Below are 15,223 nucleotides of genomic sequence, written 5' to 3' on the forward strand. Positions count from 1 at the left end.
AGAAAAAAACCTTATTGGAATGTTTTACAATAAAGAAATCAAAAAGATATTTTCACCCTAATTATTACTGCGCTTTTTTTTTGCCGTTTACTCTTTATTTAACTTCAACGCCGGCTTACGGGAAATAAAATGAAACAAGTTAAACAAAAATTAAGCCGCAAAAAAAACTCAGGTTATTAATCCTGAGTTTTTTAGTGATTAAACACAATGAAATAGTTATAGTAATAACTCTATTTTTTTATTATCGCACAATATGCCGCAACCTTTTTTTTAATTTGCTTTATGCCGTTGCTAAATATTGCTGCGGTATGCAAATCCGGCCATATCCGCAGCAGCCATACTTAATTACCCGCTACTTTAATTCCAGCCGGCGCGCCAGGCGATGCAGGTTGCCCGCATCCATCTCCAGCCGCCGGGCGCAGGCGGCCCAGTTATTGTCGCTGGCCTGCAGCGCACGCAGAATATACTGACGCTGAAAATCACGCGTGGCGTCCTGTAAATTTTGCTGCGGCAGCTCGGCGGCAGGCGGCGGCGCTTCCATCACTTCCGCACCGTTATCCAGAGAAAAATGGTGCGGCATCAGCAGAATATCGCCGTTGCGCGCATCCGCCTGCGCAACGATAGTGGCGCGATAGATGGCGTGCTCCAGCTCGCGTATATTGCCCGGCCAGCGGTAGGCGCTCAGCATCGCGCGCGCCGCCGCGCTGAGCGCGATATGCTGCAGGCCAAACTTTGCCCGACACTTCTCGCAGAAATAACCGGCCAGCAGGATGATATCCTCGCCGCGCTCGCGCAGCGCCGGCACCTGTAACGGGAATACGCTGAGGCGATGATAGAGATCGGCGCGGAAAGTGCCGTCGGCCACCGCCTGGCGCAGTTCCAGGTTAGTCGCCGCCAGAATGCGCACATCCACCTTCAGATGGCGATCTTCGCCCACGCGTTGCAGGTCGCCATATTGCAGTACGCGCAGCAGCTTCGCCTGTAGCGTCAACGGCAGCTCGCCGATCTCATCAAGAAACAGCGTGCCGCCGTCGGCCATTTCAAACTTGCCGGTACGATCGTGCACCGCGCCGGTAAAGGCCCCCTTCACATGGCCGAACAGCTCGCTCTCCGCCACCGTCTCCGGCAGCGCCGCGCAGTTCAGGTAGATCAGCGGGCTGGCGGCTCGCGCCGACTGACGGTGCAGCGCCTGCGCCACCAGCTCCTTGCCGACGCCGGTTTCACCGGTAATCAGCACATTCAGATCGGTTGGCGCCACCACCGCGATCTCTTTTTTTAGCTGCTGCATCGGTACGGAATTGCCGATCATTTCGCTCTCTTCCGTTCCGCCGCGGCGCGCATGATCGGGCGTAAAGGCGTTGCCGGGCTGCTCCAGCTGCTCCAGCAGCAGCGCATTATTTAGCGCGCTGCCCACCAGGCTCGCCACCACGCGCAGCTCCTCGTCGCTGTAGTCGTCAAACTGGCTGGCGTTCATGCCGTCCAGCGTCAGCGCGCCGATCAGGTTTTGACCGGAAAACAGCGGCAGCCCAACGCAGGCGTGGACGTGCAGCTCATGCCGATCGGGGATCAGCCCGTCATAGGGATCGGGCAGGCTGCTGTCGGCGGGAAAACGCACCACGTCGCCGGCACGGGCAATCGCCTCCAGGCGCGGATGCGCCTCGATTTTAAAGCGCCGGCCCATCACATCCGGCGCCAGTCCCGCCGTCGCCAGCGGACGAAAATGCTGCGCCTCGTAGCGCAGCAGCGCGGTGGCGTCGCACTGCAACAGATAATGAATACTGTTAATCATGTGCTTAAAACGGTCGGAACGGGAAAGACCGTTCTGAATCTCCACCGCCAGCGCGGCCAGGCTTTCTACTGAAATCGTCATGCTGTCGTTTCCACAATGCTGTTGTCAAAAAAACAATAGATGAATACTGTCATTTTAACAACCTTTAAATTTCAAATCTTTATAAATCAATGAGATAAAAAGTTGGCACGCGAAGTGCAATAACAGGGAAACTTTATGAACCTGTTGAGGAACCAAGATGAGCATTCACGTTAAAAACAATATTACCTGGGTAGGCCAACGCGACTGGGAAGTACGTGATTTTCATGGTACCGAATATAAAACGCTGCGGGGCAGCAGCTATAACAGCTACCTGATCAAAGAAGAGAAAAATGTCCTGATCGACACCGTCGACCACAAATTCAGCCGTGAATTCGTCAACAATCTGATGCAGGAGATCGACCTCGACAAGATCGATTACATCGTGATTAACCATGCGGAAGAGGACCACGCCGGCGCCCTGACCGAGCTGATGTCACGTATTCCGCATACGCCGATCTACTGCACCGAAAACGCCATTGACTCCATTAACGGTCATCACCATCACCCGGAATGGAACTTCAACGTGGTGAAAACCGGCGACTCTCTGGATATCGGTAACGGCAAAAAACTGATCTTCGTTGAAACGCCGATGCTGCACTGGCCGGACAGCATGATGACCTATATGACTGAAGATGCGGTGCTGTTCAGCAACGACGCCTTCGGCCAGCACTACTGCGACGAACACCTGTTCAACGATGAAGTGGATCAGACTGAACTGTTTGAACAGTGCCAGCGCTACTACGCCAATATCCTGACGCCGTTCAGCCGTCTGGTAACGCCGAAAATCACTGAAATCCTCGGCTTCAATCTGCCGGTGAGCATGATCGCCACCTCCCACGGCGTGGTATGGCGCGATAACCCGACGCAGATTGTCGAGCTGTATCTGAAATGGGCCGCTGACTATCAGGAAGATCGCATCACTATCTTCTACGACACCATGTCCAACAACACCCGCATGATGGCCGACGCTATCGCCCAGGGTATTAACGAAGTTGATCCACGCGTAGCGGTAAAAATCTTTAACGTGGCGCGCAGCGACAAAAATGAAATCCTGACTAACGTGTTCCGCTCCAAAGGCGTGCTGGTGGGCACTTCCACCATGAACAACGTGATGATGCCGAAAATCGCCGGCCTGGTAGAAGAGATGACCGGTCTGCGCTTCCGCAACAAACGCGCCAGCGCCTTCGGTTCACACGGCTGGAGCGGCGGCGCGGTAGATCGTCTTTCCACCCGTCTGCAGGACGCCGGCTTCGAGATGTCCCTGAGCCTGAAAACAAAATGGCGCCCGGATGGTAAAGCGCTGGAAGAGTGCCGCGAACATGGCCGCAACATTGCCCGCCAGTGGGCGCTGTCGCCGCTGCCGGAAAAAGCCGCACAGCCGCAGGCCGCCGCGCAACCCGCCGCCGCGCTGGAGGTAGCTGTTAACGCCGCGCCGGAAAGCGCCGACAACGCCGCCGCGACAGATGCCGGTCAGAAAATGATTTGCAGCGTCTGCCTGTGGGTCTACGACCCGGCCACCGGCGAAGATTCTCAGGACGTAGCGCCGGGCACCGCCTGGTCTGACGTACCGGAAGATTTCCTCTGCCCGGAATGCGGCATGGGTAAAGACGTCTTTGACCCCTACGAGGGCTAATACTATGTCATCAGATATCATTGTTATCGGTTCCGGCTTTGCCGCCCGACAGTTGATTAAAAACCTGCGTCAGCAGAATAAGGAGGTGCCGATCCGTCTGATCGCCGCCGACAGCTGCGACGAATATCACAAGCCAGAGCTGAGCCACGTCTTCTCTCTGGCGCAGCGGGCCGATGATTTGACCCGCGTCACCGCCGCCGACTACGCGGAAAAAAACAACGTGACGCTGCACCCGCATACACGGGTAACCCGTATCGACGCCGCCGCACACCGCATCGAAACCACGGCAGGCGACTTCTCCTATGGCAAACTGGTGCTTGCCACCGGGGCCGAGGCGCTGGTGCCGCCGGTCAGCGGCAGCGAGCTGATGTACACCCTCAACAGCCAGCAGGAATATCGCCGCTGTGAAGAGAGCCTGCAAAGCGCGAAACGCGTGCTGCTTATCGGCGGCGGCCTGATCGGCACCGAACTGGCGATGGATCTGAATCGCGCCGGTAAAGCGGTGACGCTGGTGGACCGTAGCGGCAGCCTGCTCTCCGCGCTGATGCCGCCGGAAATCAGCGGCCGCCTGCAGCATCGTCTGGTGCAGTCAGGCGTCGAGATGCGCTTTAACTGCGAACTCTCTTCGCTGGCGCGTCATCACGATACCCTGGTGGCAACGCTGAACAACGGCCAGCAGCTCACCTGTGATGCGGTGGTATGCGCCATCGGCCTGCGTCCCAACGTGGCGCTGGCGCAGCAGGCGGGCCTGAAAACCGGACGCGGCATCGTGGTGGACGATCGTCTTACCACCAGCAACCCCGATATTTTTGCGCTGGGCGACTGCGCGGAAATTCAGGGCCGGCTGATGCCTTACCTGCAGCCCGCTCAGCTGGCGGCAATGACGCTGGCGAAAAACCTGACCGGCAATAGCGCCAGCCTGAGCCTGCCGGCGATGCTGGTCAAAATTAAAACGCCCGATCTGCCGCTGCACCTGGCGGGCAACGCTGGCGATGCGGATCTGAACTGGGAAATGCAGTTCAGCAAAGCCGGCATTGTAGCGAAAGGGCTGGACGCCGCCGGACAGCTGAAAGCGTTCGTGGTCAGTGAAGATCATATGAAGCAGGCGCTTCCCTTGCTGAAACAGTTAACCCGTTAATAACGGAGTAAAACATGACCGATCTGATTTGTTATCAAACGCTGCCGCTTTGGGATAGCACCACGCTGCCGCCGATCTGGCTGCAGCCCTACCACACCGAGCCGGGAAGCTGGGCGCAGCTCAAGCTGTACAAAGGTACGCTGGATCTTGCCCTGCTCACCGAACGCGGCGAAGTGGTAGAAACGCTGACCCTGAATTCAGCGTCACAACCGCCGCGCCTGACGCCGCAGCAGTGGCATCGGGTGGTTTCCTTTAGCCCGGACATGGAGTGCCAGCTGGCGCTCTACTGCAAGCCGGAGGATTACTACCACAAGCGCTATCAGCTGACGCCGACGCACTCCGAAGTGCTGGAAGCGGCAGGCCGCATTCCGCCTGGGCGGGCGCTGGATCTCGGCTGCGGCAACGGCCGCAACGTGCTCTATCTGCAGCAGCAGGGCTTTAGCGTTGAGGGCTGGGACAGAAACAGCGACAGCCTGAACAGCCTGCAGCAGATAATCAACACGGAAGAACTGGCGAGCGTTCAGCTGCGGCAGTGTGATTTAAATCAGGTAACGATTGAGAAGCAGTACGATTTTATTCTCTCAACCGTGGTCATGATGTTTTTGCAGCCGGAAACCATTCCTGGGCTGATTGGTCAGATGCAGCAGGCAACGGCGCCGGGCGGCCACAATCTGATTGTGGCGGCGATGAGCACGCCGGACTACCCCTGTCCGATGCCGTTCCCGTTCACCTTTAGCCGCAGCGAACTGCTCGGTTATTACGACGGCTGGGATATTCTGAAGTACAACGAAAATCCCGGCGCGCTGCATAAAACCGACGCGCAGGGCAACCGCATTAAGCTGCGCTTCGCCACGCTGCTGGCGCGCAAGCCGGCTTAACGCGACGGTGACGGACCAAAAAAAAGCCTGCGTTACGCAGGCTTTTAGTGAAGAGAGGACTCAGAAAGTCATGGTTACGCCAGCATAGTAAGCGCGCCCCGGTTCGTTATAGGTTGATGCGCTTTCATTTTCACGATATACGCGCTTATCCAGCAGGTTGTTGATGCCGGCGTTAACACGCAGATTTTTCAGCAAATCGTAATTAACGTTTAGCCCCACGACCGAATAAGCGGCCACCTCTTTATCTGACAGCCCTTCCTTGTTTTCTTTATTGTTTTCTACATGATTACGCGGCTTCTGACGGCCATACAGCGTCCAGTTAACGTTGGCGGAAAGCTTATCGGTCGCCTGATAATCCAGCATGTTGTTGATGGTGTATTTCGGGATAATCGACAGCGGATTGCCGGTTCGCTTATCTTCCGAAGTAATCATATAGGTAACGTTGGTGCGCCAGTTCAGCGTATCTTCCACCAGCGGAATCACCAGGTTCCCTTCCAGCCCTTCGACTACCGCCTTACCGCCGTTTTCCCAGCGCAGGATATTATTGCCCGCGCTGGTTTCGGCAATAACGCTATTGCCGGAAACGATTTTATTTTTGTAGTCATTACGGAACCAGGTAATGCCCGCGTCATAGCCGTCATGGGTAAATTCAATACCCAACTCTTTATTGACGCTGACTTCAGGATCGAGATCTTTATTCCCCATCAGATAACACTGGCCGACAACGCCGATCGGGCAGCCGTTGCCTTTGGTGGAAAGCAGGTAGCCTGCGCTGGCCTGATAAAGGTTCGGCGCCTTAAAGACGCGCGCAATCCCCGCCTTCAGCTTAAAGTAATCGCCCAGCTCCTGGGAAATATTCAGGCTGGGGCTCCAGTTATTGCCGAACTCGCTGTGGTGATCCAGACGCAGGCCAGGGATCAGCGTGGTGCCGGGCAGCGCTTCGATATTATCTTCGAAATACACCGCGGTTAAATCGGCGTGGTTTTTACCGCTGCGCGTAGCCGGATCGCCGGAAATGCCGTCGTAGTCAAAATCGCTGATGTTGGCCATCGTCATGGATGCCGGATCGTTCAGCTTCTCGCGGCTCCACTCTGCGCCCAGCGTCACGTTTTGATCCACCAGCAACGTCAGCGGCAGGTTCAGCTCGCCGGTGGCGCGGTAGTTTTGCAGGCGGCTGGTATTATATTTGTCGCTGTTAATCATCCCTTCAACTTTGCCGCCTGCGCCTTCGCCCAGCCGGGTGTTGTTGGTTTTCTCATAGTAGAAGCCCAGCTTCGACTGTCCCCAGTCCCAAATGCCGTTATGGGTCACGCCCCAGTTCTGACGATACATGCGGTTCGTTTCATGGCCGTACAGATCGGCGATGAGGTTGCCCGGACTGACGTTGCTGTTGCTGTACTGCGTATCGCCGGCGTAGATATTGCCCTGGCGGCTGTAGCCGTAATCGAAATCAATAATCTGCGACGGCGAGAGTTTCCAGGAGAGCTGGCCGTTTATATCCTTGTTACGCACCCCTTCGTGCCCGGCGGCGTAAGAGCCGTTCTGCGCGTTGTTGATATCCCAGGCGTCGGCCTGCGTTTTATTAATATTGCCATACAGGCGCATGGTCAGCGCTTCGCCCGCCAGCGGGCCGCTCAGGCTAAAGTTGGCGCGTTTGGTCGCCCCTTCTTTCTCATCTTCCGGCTGGTTGGTGAACAGCGACAGGCTGCCGTGCCAGTCGTTGGTCGGACGTTTGGTAATGATATTAATCACCCCGCCCGCCGCGCCGGAACCGTAGCGCGCCGCCGCCGGGCCGCGCAGCACTTCAATACGCTCCACCATTTCCGGCGGCACCCAGTTGGTATCGCCGCGGGTATCGCGTTCGCCGCGCCAGCTGTAGCGCACCGAGTTACGCGAAGTGGCAGGCACGCCATCAATCAGGATCAGGGTATTTTCCGGACCCATGCCGCGAATATCGATTTGGCGGTTATTGCCGCGGCTGCCGGAGGCGCTGTTGCCGGTCAGGTTAACGCCGGGCATTTTACGAATGATGTCAGAGAGATCGTTTACCGGCGGGCTTTTTTCAATGTCTTCCGCAGTGATGACAGAGACGCCCGGCTGCTGTTTAAGCACTTCTTCTGCCGTAGCGCGCACCGTCATAACGCCATCTTCCGGCGGTATATTATCCACCGCCAGCGCAACGCCGGGACAGCCGATCAACAGCAGCAGCGCGCAAGGACGCATTTTGAAAGACTTTGTATAAATCATGCTACTAATCCCTGATAGATGTGTACGATTATTTCAGGGCGATATGATAACGATTATTATTACTATTACACTGCCGGCGGAGCAATCTCCATAAAATCTCCATAATTGCCGCTATTGGAAAAGGCCGCACTGCCCCGCTGATGCCAAAACTTTTTCCAAAACAATCAGATAAATAAAGCACCCCGACAGAGGTAATTAAACGGATAGCCCAAACCTGCTTTTTAGCGATGCATAAAGTGGCGCATGCAGCACTGTTCAAGCCGCCGCGACAAAGGTATGATTTGCTCGCCTCATCAAGAATGCGAATCATATGCATTAACGATTGCTATCTGTCTGTTAACATTTTCAGGAGAGAAAATGCGTCTACCTTCCGCTTTTACCGCTACGCTGCTTGCCGCCGCCGTCGCCCTGACCGGGTGTGACGATACCACCGCGCAGACCACATCGGCGCATACGCTGCAGGTTGAACATGCGCAGGGCACCACCACTGTGCCGCAGCCGCCGCAAAAGGTGATTATTCTTAACCCTTCCACGCTGGATAACGCCGATGCGCTACAGATCCCGGTGGCGGGCGTACCGAAAAACAGCACGCATTTGCCGGCGTTTCTGGCGAAGTACGAGGGCGACGCTTATCTGAATACCGGCACGCTGTTTGAACCCGATTACGAAGCCATCAGCAACGCGCGTCCCGATCTGATCATTGCAGGCGGACGCGCGCACGACGCTTACGACAAGCTCAGCGCCATAGCGCCGACCATCTCGCTGGAAGTGGATACCAAACATTTCACCCAGAGCCTGACCCAGCGCGTACAACAGCTGGGCGAAATTTTCGGCAAGCAGGATGAGGCGAAAGCGCTGACCGATAGCTTCGCCGCTAAAATCGCCGCGCTGCGCGATAAGAGCCAGCACGCCGGCAAGGCGATGGTGATTATGGTCAGCGGCGGCAAGATGTCCGCCTATGCCCCCGGCTCGCGCTTCGGATTTATCTTTGACGAGCTGGGATTCGCCCCCGCCGCCACCTTCAGCCAGGCGGGCAAGCACGGCAACGTAGTCACCTCTGAATTTATTATGGATGTCGATCCCGACTGGCTGTTCGTTCTCGATCGCGACAGCGCTATCGGCCGCGCCGAAGGCGAATCCGCCCGTCAGGTACTGGATAACGCGCTGATTCATAAAACCAAAGCCTGGCAGAACAAACATATCATCTACCTCGATTCCGCTTCGCTCTATATCGCTGGCGGTATTCAGAGCTACAGCGGTCTGATGGACAGCATCAGCGACGCGCTGGATAACACCCCAGCCGGACAATAAATCGGCTTATGAAGAGTTTTAGCTTTATCGCGGGCCTGGCGTTGCTGCTGGGCCTGATGATCTGGAGCCTGTTCGTCGGCGTCAGCCAGGTCACGCTGACCCGCCTGTGGAGCGATGCGGAAGTACGCGACGTCTTCTTTCTCAGCCGCGTGCCGCGCACCCTGGCGCTGCTGCTGGCGGGCAGCGCGGTCAGCGTCGCCGGGCTGATTATGCAGATGCTGACGCAGAACCGCTTTGTCGAGCCCTCTATCGCCGGCACCACGCAGTCTGCCAGCCTCGGCCTGCTGCTGGTGATGATCGTCAATCCCGCCGCGCCGGTCATGGTGAAAATGATCGTCGCCACGCTGTTTGCGCTGATCGGCACCGGGCTGTTTTTGCTGGTGCTGCAGCGGATGCGGCTGAAAACGCCGCTGATGGTGCCGCTGACCGGCATCATGCTCGGCGCCATTTTCAGCGCGGTCACCACCTTTCTGGCAATGGAGTTCGATCTGCTGCAGTCGCTGGGCAGCTGGGAGTCGGGGGATTTCTCCGGCGTGCTGCAGGGCCGCTATGAGCTGCTGTGGCTGACCGGCCTGCTGACGCTGCTGGCCTGCTTTACCGCCGATCGCTTTACCGTCGCCGGAATGGGGCGGGAGTTCGCCGTTAACGTCGGGCTGAACTATCGCCGCGTGGTGTTTATCGGCATGGCGATTATCGCGCTGATCAGCGGCGTGGTAATCGTGGTGGTCGGCGTGCTGCCCTTCCTTGGCCTGATCGTGCCGAACCTGGTAAGCATCACGATGGGCGATAACCTGCGCCGCACCATTCCCTGGGTGGCGCTGTGCGGCGGCGGGCTGGTGGTGCTGTGCGATATCATCGGACGATTGATTAGCTTCCCGTGGGAGATCCCGGTCAGCGTCATTCTCGGCTGCCTGGGCGCTGCGATATTCCTGCTGTTGATTTTAAGGAGCCGCCGCTATGCAGGCTGACAGTTCGGTACAACCGCCTTCAGGGCGCGCTTTACGGCTGCGTTTTCATACTCCGGCCCGGCGGCTGGCGGGATTAAGCGTACTGGCGCTGGCCTGTATGGTGCTGTTTATGACCATCAACCTCAGCGGCAATATCAGCTATATCCTGACGCATCGCGGGCTGATGCTCGCCACCATGGTGCTGGTCGCCTTCTCCTCCGGCGTGGCGACGCTGCTGTTTCAGACGGTTACTAATAACCGCATCCTGACGCCGTCGGTAATGGGGCTGGAGGCGCTGTTTATTCTGATCCAGACGCTGCTGATCTTCTTTATCGACGCTAACGGGCTGGCGCTGCTCGGCGCCAGCGGCCAGTTTATCTGCGAAGCGCTGCTGCTGGTGCTGTTTTCCACCTTCCTCTACCGCTGGCTGCTGGGGCGGGTGGGCGTCAATCTGCATATGGTGCTGCTGGTAGGGCTGGTATGCGGCACGCTGTTCCGCAGCATCTCCGGCCTGCTGCAGCGTCTGCTGGAGCCGGGGGAGTTCGCTATTTTACAGAGCCGCATTTTTGCCACCTTTACCCGCGCGGCGCCGGAAATTATCGCGCTGTCGGCGCTGGCGGTGCTGGCGACGGCGGTGGCGATCTGGCGTATGCGCTACAGCCTGGATGTAATTGCGCTGGGACGCGAGCTGGCGATGGGCCTCGGCGTCAGCTGGCGGCGGCGCGTAACGCTGATCCTGCTGCTGGTTTCGCTGCTGGTGGCGCTCTCTACCGCGCTGGTGGGGCCGCTGACCTTTTTTGGCCTGCTGGTAGCCAACCTCACCTATCCGCTGATCGGCTCGCATCGCCATCAATATCTGCTGCCCGGCGTAGTGCTGACCGGCATCATTACGCTGGTAGGCGGACAGGTTATTCTGGAGCGCGGGCTGAATATGGCGGGTACGCTCTCGGTGGTGATTGAGTTCGTCGGCGGCGCGCTGTTCCTCTGGTTTTTGATTAAAAAGGCTGCGGTGTGATTGAAGTAAAAGAGATTTGTAAAAGCTATCAGAACACAACGGTGCTGGATCGCGTTACCGAATCGATTCCGGCGGGCGGCATTACCTCGATAATCGGCGCTAACGGCGCGGGTAAATCGACGCTGCTGTCGGTAATTAGCCGCCTGTTGACCGCCGACAGCGGCAGCGTGTGGGTTAGCGGGCTGGAAGTAGCGAAAACGCCCGATGAACAGATGGCGAAAGTGCTGGCGGTATTGCGCCAGGAGAACCACTTTACCAGCCGCCTGACGGTGGAAGATCTGGTCGGTTTCGGGCGCTATCCCTGGTCGAAAGGACGCTTAACCCAGCAGGATAAGCAGCATATGGAGACGGCGATGACGTTTCTCGATCTGCTGCCGTTGCGAACGCGCTATCTGGATCAGCTCTCCGGCGGCCAGCGCCAGCGCGCCTGCGTGGCGATGGTGCTCTGTCAGGATACCGACTACGTGCTGCTGGACGAGCCGCTGAATAATCTGGATATGAAACACAGCGTGGCGATGATGAAGCAGCTGCGCCGTGCCGCCGACGAGCTGCATAAGACCATTATCCTGGTGATTCATGATATCAATTTCGCCTCAGCCTATTCCGACCATATTATCGCCATGAAACAGGGCCAGGTGCTCTATCGCGGCGCGCCGCAGGAGATTATGCGTCCGGAGGTGATTGAAGAGATTTTTGATACCAAAGTGCAGATTGAAATACTGCATGGTCAACATATCGCCATCTATTACCGTTAGCGCCCCTGCTGATTGAAATACCGCATGGTCAGCATCGCGCCATCTGTTACCCCTTAGCGCCTTCCCGCTATCGCTCAGAAATGAGTGATAGCGCGGCCTTACACTCGCCAGACAGTTTTTTGTCAAAAAAAATAACGTGTGGCGCCAGACGGAAAGTGTTAACTTCCGCCAGCGTAATATAACTAACTATATGACGCTGGATACAAAATGCACAAAAAACCTTTAGCAGCGCTGCTGCTGACCTTACCAGGGATCTCTCCGTTCGCCATTGCCGTTAACGCCTCCGCTTCGGCGAATAAAAGCAACGCAGAGCAGGAAACGATGGTGGTTGACGCCAGCGCCGCGCCCGTCGCCGACCAACACAAGGCGGGCGCCGGCTTCGTTACCAGCGATCTGGAGATTGGTCCGTCAGGCAACAAGGCGTGGATCGATACGCCCTACTCCACCACCACCGTTACCCAGCCGATGATTGAGAACCAGCAGGCGAAAAGCGTCAGCGAACTGCTGAAGTACCTGCCCGATACGCAGATGCAGGCGCGCGGCGGCATGGATGTCGGCAGGCCGCAAAGCCGCGGTATGCAGGGCAGCGTGGTCGCTAACAGCCGCCTTGACGGGCTGAATATGGTCGCCACTACCGCTTTTCCAGTGGAGATGCTGGAGCGGCTCGACGTGCTGAACAGCCTGACCGGCGCGCTCTACGGCCCTGCCAGCCCGGCCGGACAGTTTAACTTTATCGCCAAACGCCCGACGGAACAGACGCTGCGGCGCGTCACGCTCGGCTATCAAAGCGGCAACGCCTGGAGCGGCCATATCGATCTCGGCGGTCATTTGGATGCCGATAACCGCTTCGGCTATCGCCTTAACCTGCTGAATGAGGATGGCGAAGGCAGCGTGGATGACAGCACGCGCCGCCGCAAGCTGATCGCGCTGGCGCTGGACTGGAATATTCAGCCGGGTACGCAACTGCAATTTAACGCCAGCCACTATAACTTTGTGCAGAAAGGTTACGTTGGCGGATTCAGCTATCAGCGGGGCGTCCAGCTGCCAACGGCGCCGGACAGTAAAAATAAAAACTTTACCCTGCCGACGGCAGGCAACGATCTCACCAGCGATACCCTCAGCACCCGCCTGATTCACTATTTCAACCCGGACTGGTATTTAACCGCGGGCATGGGCTACCAGCAGGCGGATCGGGGAATGCGATCGGTTTCCAGCACGCTGATTGATAACCAGGGCACGTTAAAGCGCAGCATCAGCGATTCCAGCGCCGCAGGCCGCTTCCGCGTGCTGAGCAACAGCCTGACGCTGAATGGGCATGTTGATACCGGCAGCATCGGACACGATCTGTCGCTGGCTACCGCCGGCTACGTCTGGTCAATTTACGGCGCAAAAGGCAGCAGCCGTTCCTACGATCCTGGCAGCACGTCCTTCTACGATCCTTCACGCCCACAAGAGCCGGGCGATGGCAAAATCAATACTCACGGCGCACGCTATAAATCAGGCGTCAACACCCAGCAAAGCCTGACCATCGGCGATACGGTGACCTTTAACCCGCAGTGGTCGGCAATGTTCTACCTGAGCCAGAGCTGGCTGGAAACGCGCAGCTTCGATAAACAGCACCATAAAACCAGCCAGGATAATCAGGATGGCCTCAGCCCCAACGCCGCGCTGATGTATAAAATCACCCCGGCAGTAATGGCCTATATCAGCTACGCCGACTCGCTGGAACAGGGCGGCACCGCGCCAATAGATGATGCAGTAAAAAATGCCGGTCAGTCGCTCTCCCCTTACCGCAGCAAACAGTATGAAATGGGGCTGAAAGCGGATTCTGGCACGATGAACCTGGGCGCAGCGCTGTTTCGCCTGAAACGCCCCTTCGCCTGGGTCGATCCCGGCGACAGGGTTTACAAGGAACAGGGCGAACAGGTTAATAACGGCCTGGAGCTGACCGCCAGCGGTAAACTGTGGCAGGGGCTGAATATCTACAGCGGCATAACGTTCCTCGATCCAAAACTGAAGAAAACCCAAAGCGCCAGCACCAGCGACAAACGGGTGGTCGGCGTGCCAAAAACGCAGGCTAACCTGCTGGTGGAGTACAGCCTGCCCGCGTTGCAGCAGCTGGTGTGGAGCGCCAACCTGCACTACACCGGCAAACGCGCCGCCAACGATACCAACACCAGCTGGGCAGGCAGCTACGCCACGCTCGATCTGGGCGCACGCTACCGCGCGAAAATCGATCGCGTACCAACTACCTTCCGCGTGGCGGTGAATAACCTCACTAACGAGCACTACTGGGGTTCGATTTTCGCCTCCAGCACCGACGGCACCGGCGGTTCCGCCAGCGCTTTCGCAGGCGCCGGACGTGAAATTCGCGCCTCGGTTACCTTTGATTTTTAACCGGAGCGGCGCGTCTGACGGGCGCGCCGATAGCTGATGAAAACCATCCGTTTTTTTGCTCTGCTAGCCAGCCTGCTGCCGGCGCTGGCGCTGGCCGTGCCTGAACATCGGGCCATTCGCGTCGCCACCCCATGGCCGGCGCAAAACGCCATTATCGCCATGCTCGGTTACGGGCAAAATATCGTCGGCACCTCAGCGACAGCCCAGCGTATTCCGCTGTTTCAGCAGGTTTATCCCGCCATTGCCAAGGTGCCGGTTATCAGCGTAACCAGCGGCCATGAAATCAACCCGGAGCAGGTGATCGCTCTCGGCACTCAGCTGCTGTTCCTGCCGGAAAGTATGGAAACGCCGCAGTCCCGCCTGTTGCAGCAGGCGGGCGTGCAGGTGCTGACGCTGCGGGCTAATTCCATGCAGGCGCTGCGTGAACGCGTCACCCTCAGCGGCAAGGCGCTGGGGCCGGATGCGGAACGGGTCGCCAGCCGCTATCAACGCTATTTCCAGCGTAATGTTGATCTGGTGCGCGCGCGGTTACAGGATCTGCCCGCTGAGCAGCGGCTGAAGGTGTATCACAGCATGGGCGGCAGCCTAACCACCACCGGACGCCCCTCGCTCAACCAGGACTGGATGGATCTGGCCGGGGCCGTCAACGTGGCGGAGCACTGGTTTCAGGGAAAACCCAACAGTAGAGGTGAGGTGTCGCTGGAAAAGATTGCGCAGGCCAACCCGGACGTGATTGTCGCCATGAATCAGCGCGATGCCGCACTGATGCGCAGCTCGCCCCAGTGGCAGGGGGTGCGCGCCGTACAGCAGCAGCGGGTATACGTTAACCCGCAGGGAATGTTCTGGTGGTGTCGCGAAACCAGCGAAGAAGCGCTGCAGTTTTTATGGCTGGCGAAAACCCTTTATCCGCAACGCTTTGAGGACATTGATATAGCGCAGGAGACGCGCCGTTTCTATCACGATTTCTTTGGCATCAACCTGAGCGATGAACAGGTTGATGCCATTCTCCATCCGCAATAGCCAGGGCGCGTC

Annotated in this window: 12 protein-coding genes; 9 read left to right on the forward strand and 3 right to left on the reverse strand. The window is 57.5% G+C overall.

Going from position 1 to position 15,223, the window contains the following annotated elements:
* Nucleotides 1-352: 352 nt before the first annotated feature.
* Nucleotides 353-1,870, reverse strand: coding sequence for a nitric oxide reductase transcriptional regulator NorR (norR, locus tag FKM52_RS14265; RefSeq protein WP_141176843.1), 1,518 nt, complete (start codon nt 1,868-1,870; stop codon nt 353-355).
* 157 nt (nt 1,871-2,027) lie between these two features.
* On the opposite strand from norR, the gene norV reads away from it, so the two are divergent.
* Genes norV through tehB form a run of 3 tightly spaced genes read left to right on the forward strand, consistent with a single transcriptional unit; the run spans nt 2,028 to nt 5,519 of the window.
* Complete coding sequence (gene norV / locus FKM52_RS14270) at nt 2,028-3,503, forward strand: anaerobic nitric oxide reductase flavorubredoxin (protein WP_141176844.1); 1,476 nt, start codon at nt 2,028-2,030, stop codon at nt 3,501-3,503.
* 4 nt (nt 3,504-3,507) lie between these two features.
* On the forward strand, nt 3,508-4,641 hold the full coding sequence (gene norW / locus FKM52_RS14275; protein ID WP_141176845.1) for an NADH:flavorubredoxin reductase NorW: 1,134 nt from the start codon (nt 3,508-3,510) through the stop codon (nt 4,639-4,641).
* A 14-nt stretch (nt 4,642-4,655) separates the two neighbouring features.
* The gene (tehB, locus tag FKM52_RS14280; protein WP_141176846.1) at nt 4,656-5,519 is read left to right on the forward strand and encodes an SAM-dependent methyltransferase TehB; all 864 of its coding nucleotides are present in this window, start codon (nt 4,656-4,658) and stop codon (nt 5,517-5,519) included.
* 60 nt (nt 5,520-5,579) lie between these two features.
* Here the strand turns inward: tehB and FKM52_RS14285 are convergent, their stop codons facing one another.
* Together FKM52_RS14285 and FKM52_RS14290 are read right to left on the reverse strand one after the other, a co-directional pair.
* The gene (locus FKM52_RS14285; RefSeq protein WP_141176847.1) at nt 5,580-7,766 is read right to left on the reverse strand and encodes a TonB-dependent siderophore receptor; all 2,187 of its coding nucleotides are present in this window, start codon (nt 7,764-7,766) and stop codon (nt 5,580-5,582) included.
* A gap of 28 nt (nt 7,767-7,794) precedes the next feature.
* Nucleotides 7,795-8,082 (reverse strand): hypothetical protein, encoded by a 288-nt coding sequence (locus tag FKM52_RS14290; RefSeq protein WP_141176848.1) that lies wholly within the window; start codon nt 8,080-8,082, stop codon nt 7,795-7,797.
* A gap of 41 nt (nt 8,083-8,123) precedes the next feature.
* On the opposite strand from FKM52_RS14290, the gene FKM52_RS14295 reads away from it, so the two are divergent.
* The 6 genes from FKM52_RS14295 (at nt 8,124) to FKM52_RS14320 (ending at nt 15,211) form a co-directional block, all read left to right on the forward strand.
* Nucleotides 8,124-9,077 (forward strand): siderophore ABC transporter substrate-binding protein, encoded by a 954-nt coding sequence (locus tag FKM52_RS14295; RefSeq protein WP_141176849.1) that lies wholly within the window; start codon nt 8,124-8,126, stop codon nt 9,075-9,077.
* Between the two features lie 8 nt (nt 9,078-9,085).
* Nucleotides 9,086-10,045: an ABC transporter permease gene (locus FKM52_RS14300; protein WP_141176850.1), complete on the forward strand. Its 960-nt coding sequence runs from the start codon at nt 9,086-9,088 to the stop codon at nt 10,043-10,045.
* A 97-nt stretch (nt 10,046-10,142) separates the two neighbouring features.
* The gene (locus tag FKM52_RS14305; protein ID WP_208852812.1) at nt 10,143-11,039 is read left to right on the forward strand and encodes an iron chelate uptake ABC transporter family permease subunit; all 897 of its coding nucleotides are present in this window, start codon (nt 10,143-10,145) and stop codon (nt 11,037-11,039) included.
* Nucleotides 11,036-11,794, forward strand: coding sequence for an iron ABC transporter ATP-binding protein (locus FKM52_RS14310; protein WP_141176851.1), 759 nt, complete (start codon nt 11,036-11,038; stop codon nt 11,792-11,794). The genes FKM52_RS14305 and FKM52_RS14310 overlap by 4 nt, the downstream gene beginning before the upstream one ends.
* Nucleotides 11,795-12,001: 207 nt before the next feature.
* Complete coding sequence (locus FKM52_RS14315) at nt 12,002-14,191, forward strand: TonB-dependent receptor (RefSeq protein WP_141176852.1); 2,190 nt, start codon at nt 12,002-12,004, stop codon at nt 14,189-14,191.
* 36 nt (nt 14,192-14,227) lie between these two features.
* On the forward strand, nt 14,228-15,211 hold the full coding sequence (locus FKM52_RS14320) for an ABC transporter substrate-binding protein (protein ID WP_141176853.1): 984 nt from the start codon (nt 14,228-14,230) through the stop codon (nt 15,209-15,211).
* Nucleotides 15,212-15,223 lie beyond the last annotated feature (12 nt).

This window comes from Mixta tenebrionis (genome assembly GCF_006517625.1).
Taxonomy (GTDB): domain Bacteria; phylum Pseudomonadota; class Gammaproteobacteria; order Enterobacterales; family Enterobacteriaceae; genus Mixta; species Mixta tenebrionis.